Below are 23,412 nucleotides of genomic sequence, written 5' to 3'. Positions count from 1 at the left end.
CCTACTTCCGCCGCGCGCTATGGCTCCCAGTCTGTGCGTCTGTCTCTCAAGGAAACGACGCACATGGCAACCAGCAGCATCCTCGGCGGCGAGCACGCCCCGACCGCCCCCAAGGGCACCGACGCCGACGCCCTCGGCCCCAGCGATTCCAGCGACAGCGGCAGCGATGCCGCGGGCGACGACCGCGCCGTGATCGACGGCGGCGAGGAGCCGGCGACCAACGCGGACATCCTGCCCGACCGCGTGGGCGTCTTTCCGGACGCCGCGACGGAAGTCGCCGACGCCGTCGACGATCCCGAAGCGCTGAATCCCGAAGAACTTGCCGACCAGAACGACGGCGAGGACGACGGCGAGGACGACGACGAAGAGACCGCCTGATGCCGGGCGTTCCCGATGCGGCAGCGCGCCTGAAGCACACGCTGCGCCATGTGTTCGGCCATGCCCGCCTGCGCGCGGGCCAGGCCGAGGTTATCGAGCGTGTGATGGCCGGCCGCTCGACCCTGGTCGTGATGCCCACGGGCGCCGGCAAGTCGCTGTGCTATCAGCTGCCGGCCCTGCTGCTCGAGGGCCGCACACTGGTGGTGTCGCCGCTCATCGCGCTGATGAAGGACCAGTGCGACAAGCTGCAGGAACTGGGCATCGCCGCCGTGCAGGTCAACAGCGCACTGAGCGCCGACGAACTCGAGCGGGCCGAACAGGCGATCGACGACGGCAGCGCGTGCATCGTGCTGGTCACGCCCGAGCGTCTGTCGGACCCCGCGTTCATGCAGCGCCTGTCGGCGCATCCCGTGGCGCTGGTGGCGGTCGACGAGGCGCATTGCATTTCTCAGTGGGGCCACGACTTCCGGCCCGCCTTCCTCGAGATCGGCCCGGCCGTTCGCGCGCTGGGCGGCCCGCCGGTGCTCGCGCTCACGGCCACCGCGGGCGAGGAGGTGGCGGCGGACGTCATGAAGAACCTGGGCATTCCGCGCGCCGGCCTGATCGATACTGGCGCCTACCGCGCCAACCTGCAGTTCGCGGTCGAGCAGATGACGCAGGAGCCGGATCGCCAGCGCCGCATCGTCGAACTGGTGCGCGAGGAGGCCGGCAGCGGCATCGTCTACGCCGCCACGGTGAAGGCCGCGCAGGAGGCTTTCGACGCATTGAAGGCCGCCGATCAATCGGTCGCGCTCTACCACGGCAAGCTCGGCGCGCGCGAGCGCGGCGAGGCGCAGGAAGCGTTCATGGCGGGCAGCGCGCGCGTGATGGTCGCGACCAATGCCTTCGGCATGGGCATCGACAAGCCCGACATCCGCTTCGTCGTGCACTGCCAGATGCCGTCGAGCCTGCATGCCTACTACCAGGAGGCCGGCCGCGCGGGCCGCGACGGCGAGCGCGCACGCTGCGTGCTGCTGTTCCATGCCAAGGACCGGTCGGTGCAGCAGTTCTTTCTCGCGGGCCGTTATCCGCAGCTCGAGGACCTCGACGCCGTGTACCGGCAACTGCTCGCGGAGCCGCCCGCGTCCGAGGGCTGGACCGCCGCGAACCTGCTCGATGCGCTGGAGCGTCCGCGCACGCGCATGCAGGCCGCGATCGCCTTGCTGCGGCAGCAGAAGCTGCTGGCCATCGACCGGCGCGGGCGCATCGCGCTGCGCCAGGCGATGGCCGAGCGTGCCGACTTCGGCGCCATGCTCGACGGCTACAAGGCGCGGCGCGAGCAGGACCGCGAGACCCTCGAACGCATGCTGGCCTATGCGCAGTCGGGCCAGTGCCGCTGGCAGCTGCTGCTCGACGACCTCGATCCCTCGGCCACCGCGAAGCGCTGCGGCACCTGCGACAACTGCCGGCGCATCGCGGCGCACGAGGCCGCGATGGCGCGGCCCATCGTGGTGAGCGAGCAGACCGCGAAGGTCGCGAAGACCGCGACGCGCGAGCGCTTGCCCTTCGCCGAGAGCGATCCCGTGAAGGTCAAGCGCTTCGGCGCTGGCGTCGTCGTGTCGTCGACCGACGGGATGGTCACGGTGGCTTTCGAGGATGGCAGCCGGCGCTGCTTCCATCCCGACTACGTGAGCCGCCGGAGAGCGTCGCGCAAGGCGCCCGCCGCACTCGCGATGCCTGGCGCCGCTAGCTTCGCGGTGCCCGCGCCGGCCTGATCCGCCGCGTGCGGCGCATCGCCAGCGCCATGAACAGCGCGCCGCCGGCGAACATGGCCAGTGGCGATGCCAGCCTGCGCGGCGCGCGACGGACATCCTCGGGCGGCACGCTCCCGGTCGCGCCCTGGCTGTCCGTGCCTGCCTCCGCCTGCCGCGCGGCTTCCTCCGTGGCCGCTTGCGCCTTGCCCGCGGCCACCGAGCCATGTGCATTCGCATAGACCTTGGTGAACTCCGCGCCCAGCAGGAAGATCTGCGCCGCGTAGTAGACCCAGGCCAGCAGCACCACCAGCGAGCCCGCGGCCGCGAAGGATTCGTTGACGCCGCTCTTGCCCAGGTACAGGCCGATCAGCACCTTGCCGATCTCGAACAGCACGGCCGTCACGCCGGCGCCGATCCACACGTCGCGCCAGGCAATGGGCGCGCTCGGCATGAACTTGAAGATCATCGCGAACAGCACGGTGAGGATCGCGAGCGAGACGAGGATGTTGAGGCCCTGCAGCAGCGCCTCCCATCCCGGCAGCAGCGCGGCGCTCCAGCTTCCCAGGGCGGCCAGCGCCGCGCTCACCACGAGCGAGACCATGAGCAGGAACGCGAGGCCGAGGATCAGTCCGAACGACAGCACGCGCGCGCGCAGGATGCCCCACACGCCCTGCGGCTTCGCGCGCTCGGGCACATGCCAGATGCGGTCGAGCGCGCTCTGCAGTTCGGCGAAGACCGTGGTGGCGCCGACCACCAGCACGACGATGCTGATCGCGCCCGCCACCAGCCCGCGCGAGGGTTCGCTGGCGCTGCGGATCAGCCCCTGCACAGCCAGCGCGCCTTCCGCGCCGATAAGGCCCGAGAGCTGCGCCGCGATCTGCCCCTGCACGGCTTCGGCGCCGAACAGCGCGCCGGCCACCGCGATCACGATCACCAGCAATGGCGCCAGCGAGAACATCGTGTAGTACGAGATCGCCGCGCCCATGCTCGGCGCGAAATCGTCGATCCATGCCATCACGGCGTCCTTGCACAGGCTGAGAAGACCGGGCGAGCGGGCGGTGCGGGTCGAGGAAGAGGCCATGGCCGATACCGTGCCCGCGCCCTCGCTCGGCGGCCGTAGGAAACCGGCGGTTCATGGCGTGGGTCGCGCGGGATGCGCGTTGGCTGACAGGGGAGGGCGCGTATCCCCCACCCGGGCGGATGCGGCAAGGCGATTCATTGAAGTCTTCTCTTCACCATTTCAGGAAAGACTTCTTCATGAACCGAATCACCCGAATCCTTTGCGCGAGCAGTTTCGCGCTGGCCGTCGTGCCCGCCCTGGCTCAATCCGGTGGGAGCGGCGGAGGCGGCGGCGGGCCGGGCCTGAACAGCTCGGACAGCGTCGCGACGCAACCGAAGAATGGCGGCACCTCGGCCGCCACCCAGCCTTCCGCGACCAGCCAGGGCAATTCGATGTCCGGTGGCAACCTGAACCCGCAGGGCAAGGCGTCGAACCAGAAGACGCGCCCCGGCACGAGCTCGTCGATGGGTTCGAAGGCGGGCGAGAACCCCAACACGCAAGCCACGGGACAGGGCCGGACGACCAGCCCTCAGTAAGCGGGCGCGGAGGTCACTCAGGCTCGATGCCGGCGGCCTTGATGACTTCGCTCCACCGGCGCGACTCGCTGGCCTGGAACCTCGCGAGTTCCTCGGGCTCCGTGGTCCACGCGGACGCACCCGCTGCCTGCAGGAAGCCTTGGGTCCTGGGCCCGCCGACCGCCGCGGTCAACGCCTCGCGCAGCTTCGACACCACGGGCGCGGGCGTGGCGGCCGGCACATAGGCGGCGAACCAGTAACCGAGGTCGTAGCCCTTGATGCCCGATTCGTCGAAGGTCGGCACGCCGGCAAGCGCTGGCACCCTCTTGGCGGACGAGACGGCGATCGCGCGCAGGCGTCCGCCCTCGATCTGCGGAATGCCGGTCACGGTGTCGACGATCATCATGTCGAGCTGCCCGCCGATGAGGTCGGTCATGGCGCTGGGATTGCTGCGATAGGGCACGTAGAGCAGGTCCGTGCCACTCATCTGCTTGAACATCTCGCCGGCGATGCGGCTCGACGAGTTGCCGGCGCCGAACGAGAGCTTGCCCGGTGCCGCGCGCGCGGCGGCGATGACATCGGCGAGGGTCTTCAGGCGCGAATCCGGGCGCACCACCAGCACCATGCCGCCGCGGCCCAGGCCAGTCACCGGCTTGAAGTCCTTCACGGGGTCGTAGGGCAGCTTCTTGAACAGGTGTGGGTTGGCGACCTGCGTGGTGTTGGTCGTGATCAGCACCGTGTAGCCGTCGCCCGCGGCCCGGGCCACCTCCTGGCTTGCGATGAGCCCGCTCGCGCCGCCCTTGTTCTCGACGACGATCGGCTGCTTGAGGCGTTCCGCGACGGTGGCGCCGACCGCCCGCGCGAGCTGGTCGGTGGCGCTGCCCGCGCCGAAGGGAACGACGAGGACGATCGGCTTGCTCGGATAGGGGGCGGCTTGCGCCCACACGGTGGGCATCGCCATCGTCGCGGCCGCGAGGACGCAGGCCGAACGGACGAGGCGGAAAAGCTGGCTGGCGGTGTTGTTCATCTGCTTGTCTCCTGTCTTGCTCGTTCTCGATGGCTAGCGGGCGCCGCGCTCGTTCGCGAGAAAGCCGCGCACCGCGTTCTTGTGCTCGTCGCCGCACAGCAGGATGGCCTGCATCGAGGCCGCCTGCTCGAGCGCGCCGGACAGCGTCGATTGGCTGGCATCGCGAACGAGTCGCTTGGCCATGCGCATGCCATGCGGCGGGTTGGTCGCGATCCGCTCGGCGAGCTTGCGTGCTCCCTCCTGGAGCTGGCCCGCGCCGAACACCTGGGAAACGACGCCCAGGCGCAGGGCCGTTTGCGCGTCGATGAACTCGCTCGTCAGCGTGAGCTCCATGGCCTTCGACAAGCCGACGAGGCGCGTCAGGAACCAGGCGCCGCCGATGCCCGAAACGAGCCCAAGGCGCAGGAAGCTCTCGGAGAAGCGGGCGTCCTCGCTGCACAGCCGCACATCGCACATGAGCGCCAGGTCGAAGCCCGCGCCGATCGCGAGGCCGTTGACCGCGGCGATGACCGGCACCTCGATGCCGTGGACCGCATGCGTGATGCGATGCAGTCGCTTGAGCAGCCGTTCGCGCACCTGCGTCGTGCTGCCCGCCATCAGGTCGGTGCCGTCGCGCATGTCGTTGACGTTGCCGCCGGTGCAGAAGTTCTTGCCGCTGGCGCACAGGACCACGCAGCGGACCTCCTCGTGCGCATTGACGCGCTCGAGCGCATCGGCGAGCGCCGAGGTCATCGCGAAGTTCAGCGCGTTGCCGGTGGCGGCGGACTGCATGGTGATCGTGAGAACGGGGCCGTCGATGCGCGATGCGACGAGGTCGGAAGGGGAGGAGGTCATGCGGTGAGGCTTCGGGAGGGAGGGGTGGTGATGGCGCCGCAGCGAAGCAGCGCGTCGATTTCTTGCTGGGGGATGCCGTAGGCCGTGAGAACGGCCGCCGAGTGCTGCCCCACGAGCGGCGGCGGTGTGGCGCGTGCGCCCTCACCGCCTGCGTTTCCGATCGCGAATCCGGGCATGCGCACCGGTCCGGCGATCGGATGCTCGATCACGGTTTCGACGCCGCTGCCGCGGTACTGGAGCGAGGACGTGACTTCCGCATAGCCGGCGATCGGCGCGCAGAGGATGTCCACCGCTTCGAGCGTCGAGAGCCAGGCCTCGGTCGGCCGTTGCTGGAACGCCGCGGCCAGTTGCTGGAACAGCGCGTCGCGATGCCCGACCCGCGACACGTTGTCCGCGAACAGCGGGTCCTTCTCGAGCGCGGGCTGGCCGATGGCATGGCAAAGGGCGCTCCAGCGCTCGGGCTGGTAGGCCGCCACCATGATCCAGCCATCGGCGGTCGGAAAGGCTTCGTTCGGTGCCGCATACGGTGCGGCGCTTCCGCTCTGGCCGGGCTCGATGCCGCTGGCCAGGAAGGACGCGAGTCCCACCTGCTGGAGCATCAGCGTGGCGTTGTAGAGGCTGACGTCGATGTGCTGGCCCTCGCGTCCCTGCCGCACCGGAACGAGCGCGCCGAGGATCGCGATGGTCGCGAGGTAGCCGGTCGCCATGTCGGCGATGGGGCTCGGGACTTTCGAAGGCGGCGACCCCGCCGTGCCGAGGGTGCTCATCAGGCCCGCGACCGCCTGGATGATTCCGTCGACGCCGGCCTTGCCACTCGAAGGACCGTGCTGGCCGTAGGCCGAGATCGAGCAATAGACCAGCGAGGGATTGGCCTCGCGCACGCTGTCGAAGTCGAGGCCGAAGCGCTTCATCACGCCGGGCCGGAAGCTCTCGATGACCACGTCCGCGCAAGCCATCATGCGCCGCACGAGGTCGCGGCCTTGCGGTGTCTTGAGGTCGACCGCGAGGCCCTGCTTGTTGCGGTTCACGCTGAGCGAGATCACGCTCTCGCCGTGGATCCAGGGCGGGCCGATGCGCCGTCCCATCTCGCCCTCGGGCGACTCGATCTTGACGACCTCGGCGCCGAGATCGCCGAGCAGCATGCCGCACAACGGACCCGCGACGACGTGCGAGAAATCGAGCACGCGCAGCCCGGCCAAACTGGTTCCCAACATCTGTTCTTGCCTCTTGTTCTCGAAGCCGGCGGTATGCCGGCGCCCACCGTCAAAGGGGTGGTTTCAACGAGGCTCGAGAATAGAAATCGGCTGCCCTGCGGGCAAACGACATTTGCTGCCGAGGCTTTGACTTTTTGTTAAAGCGCCGAGGGCACCGCGGTGCTCGACGCGGCGACCGCGTCCGCCAGCCAGCGCCGGAATGCGGCCAGCTCGACCGACTCGTCGCGCTCGCGGGGCGAGGCGAAGTAGTAGGTGTGGTCGCCGCGATCGAGCGCGAGCCCGAACGGCATCACCAGCCGTCCCTCGGCGAGGTCCTTCTCGACCAGCGCCTTCTGCGCCATGGCCACGCCATGTCCCTCGACCGCCGCCTGGTAGGACAGCAGCGAGGTCTCGTACTTCATGCCCTGGTAGGCGTTGACGCCGGGCGCGCCGGCCGCGCGCAGCCACAGCGCCCAGTCGTCGATGCGCGCGAGCGAATGCAGCAGCGTCTCGGAGACCAGCTCGCGCGGCTCTCGCGGCACGGCGGCGCCCGCGCGCGGCGCCATCACCGGCACGAGTTCGTTCGGCACCAGCTTCTGCACGATCAGCCGCGGCCAGTGGCCGTCGCCGAGTTCGATGCCGGCGTCGATGTCCTCCCGGCTGAAGTCCAGCGGCGCCGCCGATGCGGTCAGCTGGACGTCGATGCCCGGATGCAGCTGATGGAAGCCCGCGAGCCGCGGAATCAGCCAGCGCACCGCGAAGGTGGCCGGCGAGCGGATCCGCAGCACGCGTCGGCGGTAGCCGCCACCCATCGCGGCGTTGGTGGTCTCCCGCAAGGCCATGAAGAGGGGCGTGATCTCCGACAGGTATTTCGCGCCCGCGGGCGTGAGCGACAGGCCGCCATGCTCGCGCCGGAACAGCTGGAAGTTCAGGAACTCCTCGAGCACGCGGATCTGCCTGCTGACGGCCGCCGGTGTCACGAACAGTTCCTCGGCCGCCTTCGAGATGCTCAGGAGGCGCCCCGCGGCCTCGAACATCTTCAGCGGGTTGAGCGGTGGAAGCGGCGTCATGGTCTTCAGTGCGCGGCCACGTACAGCGCATGCGGCGAGGGATCGGGCCGCGCGAACGCCTCGCGCATGCGCGCGGCCTCCTCGGCCGGGCCCCGGCCGAACATGCGCTTGAACTCGCGGCTGAACTGCGAGGGGCTTTCGTAGCCCACCTGCGCGCTGGCATGCGCGGCCGTGACCTGGTGCCGGGCCATGATCAGCCGGGCCTGGTGCAGGCGCGTGGTCTTCAGGTACTGGATCGGCGAGGTCGACGTGACGGCCTTGAAGTGCGCATGGAACGAGGTGGGGCTCATGCCTGCTTCGTCGGCGAGACCGTCGATGTCGAGCTTCTGGTCGAAGCGCGCATGGATGGTGCGGATGGCCTTCGCGATCTTGCCGAAGTGGCCCTGGCGCGTGAGCGAGGCCCGGATGGCGCTGCCCTGCTCGCCGGTGAGAACGCGGAAGTAGATCTCGCGAACCAGGTCGGGGCCGAGGATCGGCGCCTCGAGCGGCGAGTTCATCGCCTCGAGGAAGCGCAGCACGGCACGGGCCAGGCGTTCGTCCATCGGGGTCGACATCAGGCCCTTGGGCGCCGCGCCTTCGGCCAACCCGTGCTCGTCGAGCTTCATCATCAGTTCCGCGGCGACCTGGAAGTCGAGGCGGAAGTAGATCGCCAGCAGCGGCTCCTGCGCCGATGCGTCCGTGTCCATCGAGAAGGGAACGGGCACCGACACGGCCAGGTAGTGCTGCGCGTCGTAGAGATAGACCTCGTCGCCGAGGAAGCCGCGCTTGCGGCCCTGCAGCACGATGACGATGCCGGGCTCGTAGAGCACCGGCGCGCGGGCCAGCGGCCGGTCGGACCGGAGGATCCGGACATCGGGCAGCACGGTCAGGTTGTAGCCTTCGATCGGCGCCAGGGGCTGCACCAGATCGACCATCTGCCGCTGCACAGGGGAGACCTTGGGCGGTGCGTTGCGTGGACGAGCGTCGTTCATGGGAGCCGCGAATCTGCCACAGCCGGGCCGCCGGGTCCACGGCTTCGTAGTTTTAGGCAAGCCATGTGTGCGACTCGGCATATCGCGACCGTGCTGCGATTTCTACGATCGGTGCCTGATCTTCAAGGAGCCGACCATGACCCAGACCACATCCAAAACCTTCCTCATCACGGGCGTCAACTCGGGATTCGGAAAAGCCTTCGCGGCGGCCGCCCTCGCGCAGGGGCACACGGTGCTCGGTACCGTGAGGAATGAAAGCAACAAGGAAGCCTTCGAGCGCAGCGTGCCCGGGCGAGCGCATGCGGTGGTGCTCGACGTCACCGATTTCGACGCGATCGAGCGCTCCGTTCCCCAGCTGCTCGCCGAGCACGGGCCCATCGACGTGCTGGTCAACAACGCGGGCTACGGGCACGAGGGAACGCTCGAGGAGTCCAGCCTGGCCGAGATGCAGCGCCAGTTCGACGTGAACGTCTTCGGCGCGGTCGCGATGATCAAGGCCGTGCTGCCCTCGATGCGCACGCGCCGCCGCGGCCACATCGTCAACATCACCTCGATGGGCGGCTTCATCACCATGCCCGGCATCGCCTACTACTGCGGCAGCAAGTTCGCGCTCGAGGGCATCTCCGAGGTGCTCGGCAAGGAGGTCGCGGGCTTCGGCATCCATGTCACCGCCGTCGCGCCGGGCTCCTTCCGCACCGACTGGGCCGGGCGCTCGATGGTGCGATCGCAGCGCAGCATCGCGGACTACGACGCGCTCTTCGACCCCATCCGCGAGGCCAGGCAGGCCAAGAGCGGGGCGCAAACCGGCGACCCCGCGAAGGCGGCGCAGGCGTTGCTCGCGCTGGTCGAGGCGCCGAATCCGCCGGCGCATCTGCTGCTGGGCACCGACGCACTGGGGCTCGTGCGCGCCAAGCTCGCGGCGATGTCCGGGGAGATCGATGCCTGGGAAGCGGTGACGCGCTCGACCGATCACGCCTGAGGTTCGCGCAGCAGCGCATGCAGCGCCGCGGCCATGTGGGCCTGCATGGCGGCCGCGGCGCCGGCCACGTCGCCCTCGCAGATGCGGGCCACGAGTTCGGCGTGGCCATCCTGCACCTGCTGCAGGCTCTTGCGGGTCTTGCGCCGCTCCATGCCCTGGCGCGACAGCGATTCCAGCGACGCGCGGATCGAGCCGATCATCTGCCACAGCAAGGGGTTGCCGCTGGCGCGCGCGATCTCGACATGCAGCTCGGTGTCGAGCGCCGCATAGGTGGCCGGGTCGCGCAGGCAGCCCTGCATGCGGGTCACCAGCGCCGTCATGCGCTCGATCTGGGCCGGCTGCCGGCGCGCGGCCGCGAGCGCCGCGGACTGGCCTTCCAGCGCCGCGCGCACGGCCATCAGGTCCTCGGTGGAGTTGTCGAGCACCTGCAGCGCGCGCGCGAAGTAGATCGACATCGCGGTGGCGTCGAGGTCGCGCCGGATGATCGGGCTCTTGCCGTTGGCGATGTCGACCACCCCCATGCCCTTGAGCGTGCGCAGCGCCTCGCGCACCACGGGCCGGCTCACGCCGAGGATCTCGGCCAGCCGGCCTTCGCCGGGCAGCGCGGCGCCGGGCGCCAGCCGCGAGCGCTCGATGTAGCCCAGCAGGCTCTGCACGGCCTGCTCCGAGAGCGGCACGCGCTCGAGCTTGTCCAGGACGAAGGGGTGGGCGGTCATCGGCTACCTATCATATAGGGTGAGAGCTTGCGACCCAGGCGGGCGCCTCGTTCAATCAGGGCATTGATCGACTGACTGACCGAACGAACGAGACAAGCATGTGGAAAAACGATGACGAGCTGTTCCAGCTCATGAAGACCAAGCTGTTTCCCGCCGTGGTGGGCGACATCCTCGACACCATGGGGCTGCTGCGGCAGTTCCTGCCGCCCGCCATCCGGCCGGTGGAGCGCTCGATGGTGATCGCGGGCCGCGCGATGCCGGTGCTCGAGACCAACTGCTTCGCGCGCACCGAGCCCGAGGGCAAGACGCCGCTGAGCCGGCAGCCTTTCGGGCTGCTGTTCCAGGCGCTCGACGACCTGAAGCCCCACGAGGTCTATGTCGCGACCGGCTGCGCGCCGCAGTTCGCGCTCTGGGGCGGGCTCATGACGACGCGCGCCCAGCATTTGAAGGCCGCGGGCGCGGTGCTCGACGGCTACTCGCGCGACACCAACGAGGTGCTGGAGCTCGGCCTGCCGGTCTTCTCGCTCGGCGGTTATTCGCAGGACCAGGGCCCGCGCGGCAAGGTCGTCGACTACCGCGTGCCGGTGGAGATCCAGGGCGTGCGCGTTCGTCCGGGCGACATCGTCTTCGGCGACCAGGACGGCGTGCTGATCGTGCCGAAGGAGGCCGAGGTCGAGGCCTTCCGCCGCGCGCTCGAGAAGGCCAGCACCGAGAACGCGGTGCGCACCGCCATCCGCAACGGGATGAGCACGGTCGAGGCCTTCGAGACCTTCGGCGTGATGTGACGAGACCGCCTCGTCCTCTCATCGTGCCCTGCCGACCCATTCACAAGGAGACTCACATGTTCGATTCGATGTCGCGCCGGCAGCTGCTGGCGGTCGCGGCCGGCGCCGCCATGGCCGGCCTGTCCGGCGCCGCCGTGGCGCAAAGCGCCGCGGAAATTCAGAAGAAGGGCCAGCTCACGATCGGGCTGCTCGTGGACTTTCCGCCCTACGGCACCACCAATGCGCAGAACCAGCCCGACGGCTACGACGCCGACGTCGCGCGGCTGCTGGCCAAGGACCTCGGCGTCAAGCTCAACCTCGTGCCCGTCACCGGCCCCAATCGCATCCCGTTCCTGCTGACCAACAAGGTCGACCTGCTCGTGGCTTCGCTCGCGATCACGCCCGAGCGCGCCAAGCAGGTCGACTTCTCGGCGCCCTATGCGACCGCCACCGTGATCCTGTACGGCGCGAAGAAGGTCGACATCAAGAGCGCGGCCGACCTCAAGGGGCGGCGCATCGGCGTGGCGCGCGCGAGCGTGCAGGACGTGGCGCTGACCGCCATGGCGCCCGAGGGCACCGAGATCCGCCGCTTCGACGACGATGCCTCGGGCATGCAGGCGCTGATCTCGGGCCAGGTCGATGCGATCGGCTGCTCCACCACCGTCGCCGCGCAGATCGCCAAGCGCGTGCCGCCCGACACCTACGAGAAGAAGTTCACCGTACGCGAGCAGGTCATGGCCATCGCCATGCGGCCCGGCCAGGCCGAGCTGAAGAAGACGCTCGACGAGTTCGTCGCGCGCAACCGCGCGAATGGCGAGCTCAACAAGCTCTATCAGAAGTGGCTGGGGACGGACTTTCCGGTGATTGCAGCGTCCTGAGATCGTCGGGCCGCCGTCGACCCGGCGGGCGCGGCGCGCGCCGGTTTTGCGGTAGGGTCGAGGCATGAACCCAGCGTCGACCGCGCCCATCCTCGTCGTCAAGAACTTGAGCTTCGCCTACCCCCGTCGGCCCGCGCTCCTGTCCGCCTGGAGCGCCAGCGTCGGCGCCGGGCTGACCCAGCTCTACGGTGGCGACGGGAGCGGAAAGTCGACGGTCCTCCGGCTGCTTGCGGGGAAGCTTCGCGGCGAAGGCCAGCTGGACCTCGCGGGAGCGCGCCTGGACCACGACCCCGACACCTATCGTCGGAACGTGTTCTTCGTCGACCCGGAGACCGACGCCTTCAATGACATCTCGGCGACGCAGTGCACCGCGTCGCTGAGTGCCGGCGATCCAGGCTTCGATGAAGCGAAGTGGCGCGCCCTCGTGGAAGGCTTCTCCCTGACGCCGCACCTCGAGAAGCCGATGTACATGCTCTCCACCGGGTCGAAGCGAAAGGTCTGGCTGGCGGCTGCCCTCGCGTCGGGACGCGCACTCACCTTGCTTGACGAACCCACCGCGGCGCTCGATGCCAACTCGATCCGCTTCCTGTGGCGCACCCTCTCCGAGAGCGCTGGCCGGGACGACCGCGCGATCGTGGTCGCAAGCGCCGAGCGAATCGATGCCGTGCCGCTGTCGGGCTGGATCGAGCTGCCCTCATCGTGAGGCGACGCTCGGTGGTCGATGCAGCCCGAACACCGATCACGCGATTGGCAACCCCACCTTTGGGGGATACGGCAAAGAACATCGTGCCCCGGGCTTTTGCGAAAATCCGCGCATGCTTCTTTCTCCACCGAGCGGTACGGACCGCGTACAGGGCCTCGCGGCGCGGCTTGGCTGCACAGTGGCCGAACACTGCGAGCCCTATGGAAAATCCAAACCCGCCGTGTTGGGCAGCCTCTCCGGGCTCGCGTTGACGCTCAAGGAATTCGGTGGGCGCTGGGACCGGGTGGAACGGGTCTACGTGTTCGCCAACTGGCCCATGCTCGAGGCGGCGCTCGAGTACTGCGTGAGGCACAAGGACGAAGCACGCGTGCCGGTGTGAATGGCACGCGCCCTTGCCGCGCGGGAATGTCGAATCCGATCATGGTCCTGCCTCGGGAGGCCTCGGCAGAGGTCACCAGGAACTCGCGCGCCATCTCGGCGCGACGAGCACGCATCAGTTCTTCGGCGGATCGTTCTCGCGCTCGAAATGGCGCAGCGGCATGGCGGCGATGAAGGCCGCGATCGCCGCATCCGCGTCGGCGGCATCCGCGAGGACCAGCCCCGCATCCGCCGAACCGTCGGGTAGCGCCAGCGGGATCTGAGCCTCGGCCAGCAGGGCTTCCGAGGCGCCGAAGGCCAGGATCGTCTTGCAGTGCCAGTACTGCGCGCGCAGGAACTCGAGCGTGTGGGCATCGGCGTCCAGGGCTTCCACGGCCGCGGCGCCATCGGGCAGGACGAGCGCGTCGAACAGGAAGCCCGGCGAGTTCTCCATCGTGGCGTCCGCTTCGAAGCGCTCGCCCGCGGCACCGCTGTAGGTTCCGAGCCTTGCGGCAACGAGGCGCGGCACTGCACCAGCCTCGACCAGTGCGCTGATCAGCTTCGCGAGCGACGTTCCTTCCACGCCATGCGCGATCAGGACCGCCACCTTGCGCGTGCGGATGCCGCCATCGCCCGGCCGGGCCAGCAGGGACAGCGGCGGCGAGACCTCGACCTCGGGCTGGGGTGGGTTCTCTAGCGCCTTGGGCAGCGGCGCGGGCAATGCCATGCCCAGGTCCTGCGCGAGCCGCGCCGCCAGTTCGGGCGATGCATTCGCGAGGCTGGCGACCACGCGCTCGCGGATCGCGGGCACCGTCACCTTCGACAACTCGAAGCGGAACGCGTTGCCGATGTGGGCTTTCTCGACGTCCGACTGGCTCTCGAAGAACAACCGTGCCTGGGTGTAGTGGTCGGCGAACTTCTCGGGCTTGATGCGCACCTTGTCCGCGCTCTCCTTCGCATCGAGGCGCCGGGCGACGCTGGTGAAACCTTGCGCGGCGCCGGCCTGGAACGGGCAGCCGCCTGCGAGCGAGTTGGGCTCGTAGGCGACACGGCCGCGGTGGATGGCCTGCCGGTGCATGCCGTCGCGCTGGTTGTTGTGCACCTGCGCGATCGGCGCGTTGATCGGCAGCTCGTGGAAGTTCGGTCCGCCCAGGCGGCTGATCTGCGTGTCCACGTAGGAGTGGATCCGGCCCGCCAGCAGGGGGTCGTTGGTGAAGTCCAGCCCGGGCACGATGTGCGCTGTGCAGAAGGCCACCTGCTCCGTCTCGGCGAAGAAGTTGTCGGGGTTGCGGTTGAGCACCATGCGCCCGACGATCTGCACCGGCACCAGTTCCTCGGGGATCAGCTTGGTCGCATCGAGGATGTCGAAGCTGAACTGCTCGGCCTGTTCCTCGGTGAAGATCTGCAGGCCCAGTTCCCACTCCGGGTACTCGCCGGCCTCGATCGCCTCCCACAGGTCGCGGCGATGGAAGTCCGGATCGGCGCCCGAGATCTTCACCGCCTCCTCCCACACCAGCGAGTGGGTGCCGAGCTTGGGCTGCCAGTGGAACTTGACGAGGAAGGACTCGCCCGCGTCGTTGACGAGCCGGAAGGTATGGACCCCGAAGCCCTGCATCATCCGGTAGCTGCGCGGGATCGCGCGGTCCGACATCTGCCACATCAGCATGTGCGTCGACTCGGGCATCAGCGAGACGAAGTCCCAGAAGGTGTCGTGCGCGCTCGCTGCCTGCGGCATCTGGTGATGCGGCTCGGGCTTCACGGCATGGACGAGGTCGGGGAACTTGATCGCGTCCTGGATGAAGAACACCGGCATGTTGTTGCCGACCAGGTCCCAGTTGCCTTCGTCGGTATAGAACTTGACGGCGAAGCCGCGCACGTCGCGCGCCGTGTCCTTGGAGCCGCGTTCGCCCGCCACGGTCGAGAAGCGCACGAACACCGGCGTGATCTTTCCGGCCTCCTTGAAAGGCGCGGCCTTGGTGTACTTCGTGAGCGGCTCGTAGGCTTCGAAGAAGCCGTGCGCGCCCGAGCCACGCGCATGCACGATGCGCTCGGGGATGCGCTCGTGGTCGAAGTGCGTGAGCTTCTCGCGCAGGATGAAGTCCTCGAGCAGCGCGGGACCGCGCGCACCGGCCTTCAGGGAGTTCTGGTTGTCGGCGATCGGCACGCCCTGGTTGGTGGTGAGAACCTGGCCCGAGGAGTCCACCCGCACGCGGTCCAGCGTGTCGACTGTCGCGTTCACGCCCTCGAGCGCGGCACTGCCTGTCTTGGCCGAGGCATTGGCCTCCGAGAGCGTGCTGCCTGTGGGCAAGCGCGATGCCGGTGTGGCGGTCGCGCCGACGGGCGCGGACTGCGCATTGTTCAGGCCATGCTCGAGCGCCTTGTTCGGATTGGCGGGCAGGGCGGCGGCAAGCGCCTGTGCATCGATCATCTTCTGCGCGGGAAGGTCGTCCTTCCCCGCGGCCGCGGGCGCCGGTGCAGCGGGACCGCTGTCCGTGTTGCGTGCCGCCGCGCGCGCAGCATCGAGGTTGGCAACGGAAGGGGTGGCTTTTTTCTTGGACATGGGTCCTCGCTTGGGTTCGGTCGTGGTGGAGCGCGAACTCTGAGGACGGGCGATGCGCTCATTCGTAGGACAAAGGCCCCTTCCACGCCTGTTTGCACCGCACAGCCGATACAGGCTCAAACTTGATCCAGGTTAATGCGCCGTGCCGCGATGCGGGGCACCATCCATGACAAGGAATCTTCCATGCTGACCGAGAACGTATTTCGCAACCGTGCTGCGGAAATCTCCAACGCCGAACGCAGCCTGCTGGAAGGCGCGATCTCCCATACGCAGACCTACACGGCCGGCAGCCTGGTCGTTCGCCAGGGCGTGCCGGTCGACATCAGCACGCTGCTGGTGAAGGGACTCATGACACGCCATGTCGATGCGCCGGATGGCCGGCGCCACCCGGTGGCGCTGCATGTGCCCGGCGACTTCGTCGACCTGCATGCCTACGCCTTGAAGGAACTCGACCACGATGTCGCCGCGTTGACCGACATCACCGTCGCTGTCTTTCGCCACGCTTCGCTGGAAGCCATCCAGGCATCGGAGCCCGGCCTCGCGCGGCGGCTGTGGTTTCTCACGCTGCTGGACGCGGCGATGCACCGGCAGTGGATCTATCGCCTGTCGAGCCTCAACGCGCTGCAGCGCGTGTCGCACTTCCTGTGCGAGACCCATGCCCGCCTGTTGGCGATCGGCGCGGCCGAAGGCCACGCCTTCTCGCTGCCCATGACGCAGGCCGATATCGGCGAGGTCTGCAGCCTCACGAATGTCCATGTGAATCGCGTGTTGCGCGAGCTGCGCGAATCCGGCCTGTGCAATGTCCGCGGGGCCAACGTGCAGATCCTGGATCTGAAGGGCCTGGTCGACAGGGCGCGGTTCGATCCCCAGTATCTGTACCTCAACCCCCAGACCGCGGCACGCGCGGTCGGCCACACCGGGAATCCCCATGACTGATCGCCGCGCGATTCCCGGACCGCGCGAGGACGCCGGCCACGCCACCGCCGAGGATGGCGTGGTGATCCTGGATGGCCCCGATGGGGTGGCCGTGACGATGACGGCGGATGCCGCCGCCTTGACGGCTGAGCGTCTGCACGCGGCCGCGCTGCAGGCGCGAGAGCAGATGGCCGCCGCGAAGCCCGGCGCCGAAGGTCAGCCGCGTGCGTAGAAAGGCATTGAACGAGCGCGAGCTGCGCGTGCTGGCCAGCATGAAGCTGCTTTCATACTTCGGGCAGCAGCAGCTGCCCGCCGAATGCACGTCGAGGGACGACATCGAGCGGCTGCTCGGCCTGCATGCCGCCAGCCTCGTGAAGGCGAGCTTCGACGCGCCGGTGCGGGAGCGTTCGGGCGATGTCTACATCCCGCGCGCGATCGTGTCGGAAGTGACCGCGGAAGGGCATTCGGCCATCGCGCGCGCTCGACGGCAGCAGCCGGAGCATTTCGACGACATGCCGGCACGGCCGCCGCGTGCGAGGCGCGCTTCGAAGGTCGCGAGCGAGGGACCGGGAAGAGGCGGGGAACCGTCGCCGAGCGAGCGAAGTGATCCGGCCGCGCCGGCCGCGATACCGCGCTGAGCTACCAGTTGCGCAGCGAGGCTTCCTGCATGCGCGCGAACGAGCGCCTGGCCGCACCGATCTCCCGCGGTCCTTCGCGTACATCGCCCGCCAGGTCCATGAGCGCGGCCATGCCGTCGGTCAACGCATGGTTCCAATGCCTGCAAGGCCGCTGGCTCGCGAGCAGTTCGCGCCAGGTCAAGGGGTCGTCGCCTTGCTCGAGGAGCACCCAGAAGTAGCGGCCCGGGCCGGGTTCGATCACGTGGACGGAAATGCGCCGCAGCTGGCTCGCTGGCGCGTCGCCGGGTGTCGGTGGGCTGTCGTGTTCTGTGCCGTGGGCGGCATCGGCCATGCGTGTCTCTCGGGTCGTTGGGATGGAGCCGCAACACTTCGGCCTTTCATGGCCACGCGACGTAGGCGCTCCCCGCTTCGTGCCGCAAGGAAGTTGCGTGCTTGCTGCCGATCGGTGCGCACAGGCATGCCGTGGCGCCGACCCAGGCGTGGCCCACCGCATCCAGCCGGCAGGCGTGCTGATCAGCCCAGCAAGGCCGCGCGCACCGCATCGAAGCTCGCGCGGTCGGCGGTGCAGATCAGCCCGCCGTTCCGGTGCGCGGGCCGGTACGCCGAGCCGTCGTGATGCGCCGCGTAGCCGCCCGCTTCGCGATGCAGCAGCCAGCCCGCGGCATGGTCCCAGGGCATGAGCTTGTTGTAGAACAGGGCGTCGATGTCGCCCGCGGCCGCGAGCCGGTACTCGTGCGCGGCGCAGCGGAACCAGTTGGTCATGCCCAGGCGCGACAGCCGCGCGTTGACTTCGCTGCGAAGCGGCTCGGGCAGGAAGTTCGTGCCGACGATGGCTTCCATCTTCTCGATGGGCACGGCGGGCGCCACCTGCAGCAGGTGCTTCGTGCCCGAGGCCGATTCGATCCACGCGCCCTCGCCACGGATCGCGAAGGCCGTGTCGGCGCGCACCGGGTCATGGATCGCCGCCGCGACCACCTCGCCGCGCACGGTCACCGACGCCATCGTGCCGAACAGGGGCAGGCCACTCGCGAAGTTCTTGGTGCCGTCGAGCGGGTCGACGATGAACGCGAGCTCCGCGTCGTCGATGGCATCGAGCAGCGCGGGGTCGCGCGTGCAGGCCTCCTCGCCGATCAGCACGGCCTCGGGATGGCGCGCGCGCAAGGCAGCGAGCACCGCGGCCTCGCAGGCCTCGTCGGCATCGGTCACGATGTCGAAGGACGAGGTCTTGCGCCGGCGGTCGACGCTGTGGAGCGTCTGGAAGCGCGGCATGATTTCCTCGCGCGCGGCGGTCGCGAGCAGCGATCCCAGGAATGCGAGGTCGTCGGAAGTGAAAGGAGAGAGCGGCATATGGCGTGGCCAAGGTGCAATCTGAAGCGGCGGAAGTCGGCTCGATCGGGCAGCTTGCGGGTGAGCAAGCAACTTCGCCCGCCGCTACTCGGAAGAGCAACCCTGACTCGGTAAAAGTTCACCGCTGATGTAGTTGTGCTCCGAAGTAATTGTGGAAAGGTCGGTCATGTGCCGCAGCTCCACGCAAGTTCCGATCAGCATCTGCCCTTCGCCCGTCGCGCGAATCACTTTTCCGTCGCTTGTGCGGATGGTGTAGAGGTGTGAGCGTGTCGCCTTTGGTGTATCGACCGGCAAAGGCAGGATGCCTGAGTAGCCGGTAGCTGTCCTCCGCGCCTGGAGTCCGGCAGCCGTGGGCGTTTGCACCTCCAGAATCCGGCCCTTTGCGACATGACGCGTGTCTGGCTCCTGTGTAGCACAACCGGTCATCAACGAAATCAGCAGTGCCGAGAAAAGAACGTTCTTAGCGCTCGTCATGGAGGTGATGAAAAATCTAAGAGGGAGCGGCTGGAACATTGCATCACTCGCTTTCGCTCGTCTGCTTGAGCTCTATCTGTGCGATCTCGCGCTCGACCATGTCGAGCGATCGTGCAAACCTGTTTTTCTCATACATTCCGCCGTCGAGCATCTCGATGGTGTACCTGAAGAATTGCGCGGTGCCAGGTTGAACCACGACATCGACCGCAACAGGGCGTTTGCTGGAATCGATCCCGCCGTTCTTCAGCTCCACAACATGATGTCCAGGTGCGAGTTCCCGCCGTATGTAGCCGCCATTTCGAAGATTCGCGACCTCCTTGCCGTCGATGACCAGGATCGGCGCCGATGCGCCGGCAACGAAATTGGAAAGTCGGTAGACATAGATCGCCCCCGTGGAACTAGGTGGTGACTTGATCTCGGAGAACTTGGCGCCCGTTGCTCCACAGCCAGCGAGCAAACTCGAAATGAGCAACAGCGTGAAGTGCGGGAGTGCTTTCATGATGGATGTCGAATCGTTGCGGGTTCAGATTTGCCCCGATGTCCACGATCGTGCTGTCCTGGCCAATGCCTTCATCGGGGGGCGTGCGTTCGGAGTCTAAAGTCTATGAGAACGGACGGCACTGCGTTCAGCCCCGCTTGAGCACCGGCAACACCTCGTGCGCGAACAGCCGCATCCCCCGCATCGCCACCGCGCGGTCGAGCACCCCGTTGCCATTGAAGACGCAGCGCAGTTGCCGAATGCCGGTGCGCGCGACGAGGGCCTGTATCTGTTCCATGCACGAAGCCGGATCGCCGACGATCGCCTGCGTGCGCAGTACCTCGGCAGGATCGCGCATTGCCAGGGAGCCAGGGGCCTGCCCGCGCAGGATCGCGAAATGCTCGCGTCGGCGGTGGAGGAGGGGCAGCAGCGCATCGAACTGCTGCCGTGCCTCGGTCGGGGTCGCGCCGATGCAGACGTAGCGCGACAGCGACGAGCGCGCGAGGAATGAAGCACGTCGCTGCGCCACCGCTTCAGCGTCGAGCGAAGCGAAGGCCGCCTCCACATGCGCGAGCTGCGCCGACTCCGGTGGCTCCAGGCTTAGCAGCAGCGGCAGATCCTCGCTGACGGCGAATCGCATCGTCTCTTCGGTCGAACCCGCGATGTACAGCGGCGGTGCCGAGGTCGTGAGGTGGCGGATCTGCTGCGCCTCGAAGCGCCAGGGGCCGTCGCTCGATGACACGCTCTCGCCGCGCAAGGCCGCGATCACGAGGCGGCAGCCGTGCGCGAAGCGCTCGCGCGTCTGCTGCGGATCGATCTCGAGCGCGCGCAGGGTCGATGCGTCGGTGCCGCGCCCCAGGCCCGCATCGAAGCGGCCATCGCTCTGCAACGCCAGCTGTGCGATCTCCTCGGCCAGCAGCAGCGGATGGTGCAGCGGCACCACCAGCGCGGAGATGCCGATGCGCAGGCGCTCGGTGCGCGCGAGCAGCGCGGCGGCCAGCAGCAGCGGCGAGGGATAGGGGCCGCCTTCGGCCAGCAGGCGGAATTCGTGGAACCACGCGCCATCGAAGCCCAGCCGCTCGGCCTCCTCGAAGAGCGCGAAGAACTCGCGCGACGGGCCGAGCGTGGCCTCGCGCGACCAGCCGGCCAGGTCGATGCGCAGTGTGGGCGCGGTCATGGCGCGGGGGCGGCCGTGAAGAAGCGCAGGCCGCCGCTCGAGAAGGCGGCGATGCCCGGGCCATAGGCCTGCGCCAGGCGTTCGTCGCTCAGCACCTCGGCCGGCGTTCCGGTCGCCACCAGCCGGCCCTGGCCGAGCAGCGCGAGCCGGTCGCACCAGGTGCTGGCGACATGCAGGTCGTGCAGCACCACGAGCACGGCGCGCGTGCGGGCGCTGTCGCGCAGCAGGGCCATCAGGCGGTGGTGGTGCGGAATGTCGAGATGGGCCGCGGGCTCGTCGGCCACCAGCAGGCGCGGGTCGTGCGCGAGCGCGCGCGCCACGCCGACGCGGGCGCGCTCGCCACCCGACAGCGAGGCATGGCGGCGGTCGATCAGCGCGTCGAGCTCGAAGCGCGCGACCAGCGCGGGATCGGGCGCGCGGCCCGGGCGCTGCAGCTGCAGCATCTCGCGCACGGTCAGGTCCCAATGGCTCTCGCCGTGCTGCGCGACATAGCCGAGGTGGCGCGCGAGCTCGGCCGGCTTCCATTGATCGAGTGCGCGCCCGAGCAGCGCAATGCGGCCCGCGCGGGGCCGCACCAGCCCGAGCGCGGCGCGCAGCAGCGTGGTCTTGCCCGAGCCGTTGGGGCCGACGATGCCGAACAGGCCGCGTTCGGGGATCGCGAGGTCGATGCCGTCGAGCAGGGTGCGGCCCGAGGCCTGCACCCGCAGGCCGTCGAGGCGCAGGGCATCGGCCGTCATCCGCGCCTCCACAGCAGCAGCGCGAGGAAGAAGGGGCCGCCGATCAGTGCGGTCAGCAGGCCAGCGGGGATCTCGCTCGGAGCCATGGCCGAGCGCGCCAGCGCATCCACCAGCACCATGAGGCCGCCGCCCGCGATGGCGCAGGGAACGGTGAGCCGCGCATGCAGCGGGCCGATCCACCAGCGCATCACGTGCGGCACGATCAGGCCCACGAAGCCGATCAGGCCGCCCCAGCTCACCGCCAGCGCGGTCGCGAGCGAGGCCACGAGCACGGCACGCGCCGAGAAGGAGGCGGCGCGCACGCCCATCGCATGGGCCGTGTCCTCGCCCAGGCCGAGCGCGTCGAGGCCGCGGCCCAGGGCGCGCACCAGCAGCACCAGCACCAGCAGCACAGGCGCGAGCACGGCGATCTCGGTGCTCGTGGGCGTCTGCACGCCGCCGAGCTGCCACGAGATGATGGCGCGCAGGTTGGTCGACTCGTCGCCGAACACGATCACGATAAGGCTGCGCAGCGCGGCCAGGATCGCGGCCAGCCCGACGCCCGCGAGCAGCAGGCGGTTGCTCTGCCAGCCACCGCCGAGCCTGCCGGCCAGCAGCACCAGCCAGCTCGCGCCCCAGGCGCCCGCGAAGGCCAGCACCGGCAGGCTCAGCGCGCTGGGCACCAGCGCCGGCAGCAGCAGCGAGACCGCGGCGCCCACGGCCGCGCCGCTGGCGCTGCCGAGCAGGTAGGGTTCGGCCAGCGGGTTGCGGAACACGCCCTGGAACACCAGGCCCGCCAGCGACAGGCAGGCGCCGACGAAGAAGGCCCCGGCCACGCGCGGCGCGCGCCACACGCGCACCAGTTCGGCCTGCAGGGTGTCGGTGCCCCACCACTGGGTGGGCCAGACCGTGGCGGCGCCCACGCTCAGCGCGAGCACAACGGCCGCGGCCAGCAGCAGGAGCAGCACGAGCCACACCGTGGTCGCCGATGCGCGTCGGCCGTCGCTTGCGTGCCTCATGCGAAGCGCTCCGGATGCAGCGCGCGTGCGTACTGCTCGACGGCCTCGATCTGGCGCGGGCCGGGAATCAGCTTGTGGCCGCGCTCGAGCACGATCACGCGGTTCGTGCGCACGGCGCGCAGCGTGTGCCAGCCGGGGCGCTGGCCGATCAGCGCCGGATCGCGCGGCACCTGCTGCAATGAAATGATCACGTCGGGGTCGCGCGCGAAGATCGCTTCGGCGCTGACCTGGGCCGCGCCCTGGAGTTCGGCGAACACGTTGCGTCCGCCGGCCCAGCCCAGCGCGTCGTTGGCATAGTGGCCCGTGCCCACGGTCTGGAAGGCACCGCGCGCGGCGGCCGCCGTTTCGAAATAGACGCTGCGGCGCGGCGCGCCCTCGAGCCGGCGTTCGATCGCGGCCAGCCGCCCCTGCATGTCCTCTCGCACCCGGCGGGCCTGTTCGTCGGCGCCCGTCGCGCGCCCGAGCAGGTCGATGTTGCGGAACACCGAGGGCAGGTCGGGATGCGCGAGCACCATGCAGGGCAGCTTCGCGCGGTCGAAGGCATCGACCAGCGACAGCGCCGAATGGTGCGAGGGCGTGACCACGAGCAGGTCGGGCTGGAAGGCGGCCACCGCTTCTGCCGAGTAGCCGAGCGCGCCACCGATGCTGGGCTTGGCGCGCGCGTCCTCGGGCCAGCGTACGCGCCCGCCGATGGCCACCACGCGGTCGGCCAGGCCCAGGGCCCAGGCCAGCTCGACGTTGCTCGGGAACACCACGACGATGCGCCGCGGCGCGCGCGGCACGACGACGCGCCGGCCCAGCGCATCGACGAGCTCGCGCGGGAAGCCGCCCGATGGCGCCTCCTCGGCGCCCGCGGGCAGAACGGCCGTCATGCACACCATGCCGAGGATCGCGTCGCGCCGGTTCACGC

Annotated in this window: 27 protein-coding genes; 11 read left to right on the top strand and 16 right to left on the bottom strand. The window is 69.1% G+C overall.

Annotated features, from left to right (window positions below; genetic code table 11):
• Positions 1 to 63 precede the first annotated feature (63 nt).
• Together AC07RM_RS12970 and AC07RM_RS12965 are read left to right on the top strand one after the other, a co-directional pair.
• Complete coding sequence (locus tag AC07RM_RS12970) at positions 64 to 378, top strand: hypothetical protein (RefSeq protein ID WP_495334743.1); 315 nt, start codon at positions 64 to 66, stop codon at positions 376 to 378.
• On the top strand, positions 378 to 2,132 hold the full coding sequence (locus tag AC07RM_RS12965) for a RecQ family ATP-dependent DNA helicase (protein WP_495334742.1): 1,755 nt from the start codon (positions 378 to 380) through the stop codon (positions 2,130 to 2,132). Before AC07RM_RS12970 ends, AC07RM_RS12965 begins: the two co-directional genes overlap by 1 nt.
• Here the strand turns inward: AC07RM_RS12965 and AC07RM_RS12960 are convergent.
• The gene (locus tag AC07RM_RS12960) at positions 2,104 to 3,192 is read right to left on the bottom strand and encodes a YihY/virulence factor BrkB family protein (protein WP_495334741.1); all 1,089 of its coding nucleotides are present in this window, start codon (positions 3,190 to 3,192) and stop codon (positions 2,104 to 2,106) included. The two genes, AC07RM_RS12965 and AC07RM_RS12960, sit on opposite strands and share 29 nt — an antisense overlap.
• Positions 3,193 to 3,368: 176 nt before the next feature.
• Here AC07RM_RS12960 and AC07RM_RS12955 point away from each other — a divergent pair, with 176 nt between their 5' ends.
• Complete coding sequence (locus AC07RM_RS12955) at positions 3,369 to 3,707, top strand: hypothetical protein (RefSeq protein WP_495334740.1); 339 nt, start codon at positions 3,369 to 3,371, stop codon at positions 3,705 to 3,707.
• A 13-nt stretch (positions 3,708 to 3,720) separates the two neighbouring features.
• Here the strand turns inward: AC07RM_RS12955 and AC07RM_RS12950 are convergent, their stop codons facing one another.
• The 5 genes from AC07RM_RS12950 to AC07RM_RS12930 all read right to left on the bottom strand — a co-directional run bounded on the left by AC07RM_RS12950 (position 3,721) and on the right by AC07RM_RS12930 (position 8,781).
• Complete coding sequence (locus AC07RM_RS12950; RefSeq protein WP_495334739.1) at positions 3,721 to 4,713, bottom strand: Bug family tripartite tricarboxylate transporter substrate binding protein; 993 nt, start codon at positions 4,711 to 4,713, stop codon at positions 3,721 to 3,723.
• Between the two features lie 33 nt (positions 4,714 to 4,746).
• Positions 4,747 to 5,547, bottom strand: coding sequence for an enoyl-CoA hydratase-related protein (locus tag AC07RM_RS12945; protein WP_495334738.1), 801 nt, complete (start codon positions 5,545 to 5,547; stop codon positions 4,747 to 4,749).
• Positions 5,544 to 6,761, bottom strand: a complete 1,218-nt coding sequence (locus AC07RM_RS12940) for a CaiB/BaiF CoA transferase family protein (protein WP_495334737.1) — start codon at positions 6,759 to 6,761, stop codon at positions 5,544 to 5,546. Before AC07RM_RS12940 ends, AC07RM_RS12945 begins: the two co-directional genes overlap by 4 nt.
• Positions 6,762 to 6,898: 137 nt before the next feature.
• Complete coding sequence (gene gcvA / locus AC07RM_RS12935; protein ID WP_495334736.1) at positions 6,899 to 7,810, bottom strand: transcriptional regulator GcvA; 912 nt, start codon at positions 7,808 to 7,810, stop codon at positions 6,899 to 6,901.
• A gap of 5 nt (positions 7,811 to 7,815) precedes the next feature.
• Entirely contained in the window at positions 7,816 to 8,781 is a 966-nt protein-coding gene (locus AC07RM_RS12930) for an AraC family transcriptional regulator (protein ID WP_495334735.1), read from the bottom strand.
• Between the two features lie 136 nt (positions 8,782 to 8,917).
• Between AC07RM_RS12930 and AC07RM_RS12925 the strand changes: the two genes are divergently transcribed.
• Complete coding sequence (locus AC07RM_RS12925) at positions 8,918 to 9,760, top strand: oxidoreductase (protein WP_495334734.1); 843 nt, start codon at positions 8,918 to 8,920, stop codon at positions 9,758 to 9,760.
• Here the strand turns inward: AC07RM_RS12925 and AC07RM_RS12920 are convergent.
• Positions 9,751 to 10,476 (bottom strand): FadR/GntR family transcriptional regulator, encoded by a 726-nt coding sequence (locus tag AC07RM_RS12920; RefSeq protein WP_203207964.1) that lies wholly within the window; start codon positions 10,474 to 10,476, stop codon positions 9,751 to 9,753. The genes AC07RM_RS12925 and AC07RM_RS12920 overlap by 10 nt on opposite strands.
• Positions 10,477 to 10,574: 98 nt before the next feature.
• Between AC07RM_RS12920 and AC07RM_RS12915 the strand changes: the two genes are divergently transcribed.
• The 4 genes from AC07RM_RS12915 (at position 10,575) to AC07RM_RS12900 (ending at position 13,200) form a co-directional block, all read left to right on the top strand.
• Positions 10,575 to 11,261 (top strand): RraA family protein, encoded by a 687-nt coding sequence (locus AC07RM_RS12915; protein WP_495334733.1) that lies wholly within the window; start codon positions 10,575 to 10,577, stop codon positions 11,259 to 11,261.
• A 56-nt stretch (positions 11,262 to 11,317) separates the two neighbouring features.
• On the top strand, positions 11,318 to 12,118 hold the full coding sequence (locus AC07RM_RS12910; protein ID WP_093352892.1) for a transporter substrate-binding domain-containing protein: 801 nt from the start codon (positions 11,318 to 11,320) through the stop codon (positions 12,116 to 12,118).
• Positions 12,119 to 12,182: 64 nt separating this feature from the next.
• Entirely contained in the window at positions 12,183 to 12,821 is a 639-nt protein-coding gene (locus AC07RM_RS12905; protein WP_495334732.1) for an ABC transporter ATP-binding protein, read from the top strand.
• Positions 12,822 to 13,041: 220 nt separating this feature from the next.
• Positions 13,042 to 13,200, top strand: coding sequence for a hypothetical protein (locus AC07RM_RS12900; protein WP_177239534.1), 159 nt, complete (start codon positions 13,042 to 13,044; stop codon positions 13,198 to 13,200).
• 114 nt (positions 13,201 to 13,314) lie between these two features.
• On the opposite strand, the gene AC07RM_RS12895 is transcribed toward AC07RM_RS12900, so the two are convergent.
• Positions 13,315 to 15,738, bottom strand: a complete 2,424-nt coding sequence (locus AC07RM_RS12895; protein WP_495334731.1) for a catalase — start codon at positions 15,736 to 15,738, stop codon at positions 13,315 to 13,317.
• A 183-nt stretch (positions 15,739 to 15,921) separates the two neighbouring features.
• On the opposite strand from AC07RM_RS12895, the gene AC07RM_RS12890 reads away from it, so the two are divergent.
• From AC07RM_RS12890 to AC07RM_RS12880, 3 genes are read left to right on the top strand one after another with little or no spacing between them, the layout of a single operon-like run.
• Complete coding sequence (locus AC07RM_RS12890; RefSeq protein WP_495334730.1) at positions 15,922 to 16,674, top strand: Crp/Fnr family transcriptional regulator; 753 nt, start codon at positions 15,922 to 15,924, stop codon at positions 16,672 to 16,674.
• Positions 16,667 to 16,885: a hypothetical protein gene (locus tag AC07RM_RS12885; RefSeq protein ID WP_093352900.1), complete on the top strand. Its 219-nt coding sequence runs from the start codon at positions 16,667 to 16,669 to the stop codon at positions 16,883 to 16,885. The genes AC07RM_RS12890 and AC07RM_RS12885 overlap by 8 nt, the downstream gene beginning before the upstream one ends.
• Positions 16,886 to 16,892: 7 nt before the next feature.
• On the top strand, positions 16,893 to 17,291 hold the full coding sequence (locus tag AC07RM_RS12880; protein WP_495334729.1) for a hypothetical protein: 399 nt from the start codon (positions 16,893 to 16,895) through the stop codon (positions 17,289 to 17,291).
• Position 17,292: 1 nt separating this feature from the next.
• On the opposite strand, the gene AC07RM_RS12875 is transcribed toward AC07RM_RS12880, so the two are convergent.
• The 8 genes from AC07RM_RS12875 to AC07RM_RS12840 form a co-directional block, all read right to left on the bottom strand.
• On the bottom strand, positions 17,293 to 17,622 hold the full coding sequence (locus AC07RM_RS12875; protein WP_495334728.1) for a hypothetical protein: 330 nt from the start codon (positions 17,620 to 17,622) through the stop codon (positions 17,293 to 17,295).
• Positions 17,623 to 17,804: 182 nt separating this feature from the next.
• Entirely contained in the window at positions 17,805 to 18,638 is an 834-nt protein-coding gene (locus tag AC07RM_RS12870) for an inositol monophosphatase family protein (RefSeq protein ID WP_495334727.1), read from the bottom strand.
• A gap of 84 nt (positions 18,639 to 18,722) precedes the next feature.
• On the bottom strand, positions 18,723 to 19,151 hold the full coding sequence (locus AC07RM_RS12865; protein WP_495334726.1) for a hypothetical protein: 429 nt from the start codon (positions 19,149 to 19,151) through the stop codon (positions 18,723 to 18,725).
• Between the two features lie 4 nt (positions 19,152 to 19,155).
• On the bottom strand, positions 19,156 to 19,611 hold the full coding sequence (locus AC07RM_RS12860; protein ID WP_093352907.1) for a DUF2846 domain-containing protein: 456 nt from the start codon (positions 19,609 to 19,611) through the stop codon (positions 19,156 to 19,158).
• Positions 19,612 to 19,738: 127 nt separating this feature from the next.
• Entirely contained in the window at positions 19,739 to 20,767 is a 1,029-nt protein-coding gene (locus AC07RM_RS12855; RefSeq protein WP_495334725.1) for an LLM class flavin-dependent oxidoreductase, read from the bottom strand.
• Positions 20,764 to 21,504, bottom strand: coding sequence for an ABC transporter ATP-binding protein (locus AC07RM_RS12850; RefSeq protein WP_495334724.1), 741 nt, complete (start codon positions 21,502 to 21,504; stop codon positions 20,764 to 20,766). Before AC07RM_RS12850 ends, AC07RM_RS12855 begins: the two co-directional genes overlap by 4 nt.
• Positions 21,501 to 22,502 carry a FecCD family ABC transporter permease gene (locus AC07RM_RS12845; protein WP_495334723.1) on the bottom strand — a complete coding sequence of 334 codons (1,002 nt, stop codon included), beginning with the start codon at positions 22,500 to 22,502 and terminating at the stop codon, positions 21,501 to 21,503. Before AC07RM_RS12845 ends, AC07RM_RS12850 begins: the two co-directional genes overlap by 4 nt.
• A complete protein-coding gene (locus AC07RM_RS12840) occupies positions 22,499 to 23,410 on the bottom strand; it encodes an ABC transporter substrate-binding protein (protein ID WP_495334722.1) in 912 nt (303 codons plus the stop codon). The genes AC07RM_RS12845 and AC07RM_RS12840 overlap by 4 nt, the downstream gene beginning before the upstream one ends.
• Positions 23,411 to 23,412: the final 2 nt, after the last annotated feature.

It is taken from the genome of Variovorax sp. GW821-FHT09B05 (assembly GCF_059418265.1).
Note: the sequence above shows the minus strand (reverse complement) of the source record. Positions and strands in the feature narration are given on the sequence as shown.

Bases quoted from the DNA above. Each gene is read 5' to 3' on its own strand.
- AC07RM_RS12875 (WP_495334728.1), bottom strand. From the start codon at position 17,622: ATGGCCGATGCCGCCCACGGCACAGAACACGACAGCCCACCGACACCC.
- AC07RM_RS12955 (WP_495334740.1), top strand. From the start codon at position 3,369: ATGAACCGAATCACCCGAATCCTTTGCGCGAGCAGTTTCGCGCTGGCC.
- AC07RM_RS12925 (WP_495334734.1), top strand. From the start codon at position 8,918: ATGACCCAGACCACATCCAAAACCTTCCTCATCACGGGCGTCAACTCG.
- AC07RM_RS12860 (WP_093352907.1), bottom strand. From the start codon at position 19,611: ATGAAAGCACTCCCGCACTTCACGCTGTTGCTCATTTCGAGTTTGCTC.
- AC07RM_RS12870 (WP_495334727.1), bottom strand. From the start codon at position 18,638: ATGCCGCTCTCTCCTTTCACTTCCGACGACCTCGCATTCCTGGGATCG.
- AC07RM_RS12965 (WP_495334742.1), top strand. From the start codon at position 378: ATGCCGGGCGTTCCCGATGCGGCAGCGCGCCTGAAGCACACGCTGCGC.
- AC07RM_RS12920 (WP_203207964.1), bottom strand. From the start codon at position 10,476: ATGACCGCCCACCCCTTCGTCCTGGACAAGCTCGAGCGCGTGCCGCTC.
- AC07RM_RS12970 (WP_495334743.1), top strand. From the start codon at position 64: ATGGCAACCAGCAGCATCCTCGGCGGCGAGCACGCCCCGACCGCCCCC.
- AC07RM_RS12850 (WP_495334724.1), bottom strand. From the start codon at position 21,504: ATGACGGCCGATGCCCTGCGCCTCGACGGCCTGCGGGTGCAGGCCTCG.
- AC07RM_RS12865 (WP_495334726.1), bottom strand. From the start codon at position 19,151: ATGTTCCAGCCGCTCCCTCTTAGATTTTTCATCACCTCCATGACGAGC.
- AC07RM_RS12950 (WP_495334739.1), bottom strand. From the start codon at position 4,713: ATGAACAACACCGCCAGCCAGCTTTTCCGCCTCGTCCGTTCGGCCTGC.
- AC07RM_RS12890 (WP_495334730.1), top strand. From the start codon at position 15,922: ATGCTGACCGAGAACGTATTTCGCAACCGTGCTGCGGAAATCTCCAAC.
- AC07RM_RS12960 (WP_495334741.1), bottom strand. From the start codon at position 3,192: ATGGCCTCTTCCTCGACCCGCACCGCCCGCTCGCCCGGTCTTCTCAGC.
- AC07RM_RS12945 (WP_495334738.1), bottom strand. From the start codon at position 5,547: ATGACCTCCTCCCCTTCCGACCTCGTCGCATCGCGCATCGACGGCCCC.
- AC07RM_RS12855 (WP_495334725.1), bottom strand. From the start codon at position 20,767: ATGACCGCGCCCACACTGCGCATCGACCTGGCCGGCTGGTCGCGCGAG.
- AC07RM_RS12845 (WP_495334723.1), bottom strand. From the start codon at position 22,502: ATGAGGCACGCAAGCGACGGCCGACGCGCATCGGCGACCACGGTGTGG.
- AC07RM_RS12940 (WP_495334737.1), bottom strand. From the start codon at position 6,761: ATGTTGGGAACCAGTTTGGCCGGGCTGCGCGTGCTCGATTTCTCGCAC.
- AC07RM_RS12895 (WP_495334731.1), bottom strand. From the start codon at position 15,738: ATGTCCAAGAAAAAAGCCACCCCTTCCGTTGCCAACCTCGATGCTGCG.
- gcvA (WP_495334736.1), bottom strand. From the start codon at position 7,810: ATGACGCCGCTTCCACCGCTCAACCCGCTGAAGATGTTCGAGGCCGCG.
- AC07RM_RS12915 (WP_495334733.1), top strand. From the start codon at position 10,575: ATGTGGAAAAACGATGACGAGCTGTTCCAGCTCATGAAGACCAAGCTG.
- AC07RM_RS12905 (WP_495334732.1), top strand. From the start codon at position 12,183: ATGAACCCAGCGTCGACCGCGCCCATCCTCGTCGTCAAGAACTTGAGC.
- AC07RM_RS12930 (WP_495334735.1), bottom strand. From the start codon at position 8,781: ATGAACGACGCTCGTCCACGCAACGCACCGCCCAAGGTCTCCCCTGTG.
- AC07RM_RS12885 (WP_093352900.1), top strand. From the start codon at position 16,667: ATGACTGATCGCCGCGCGATTCCCGGACCGCGCGAGGACGCCGGCCAC.
- AC07RM_RS12910 (WP_093352892.1), top strand. From the start codon at position 11,318: ATGTTCGATTCGATGTCGCGCCGGCAGCTGCTGGCGGTCGCGGCCGGC.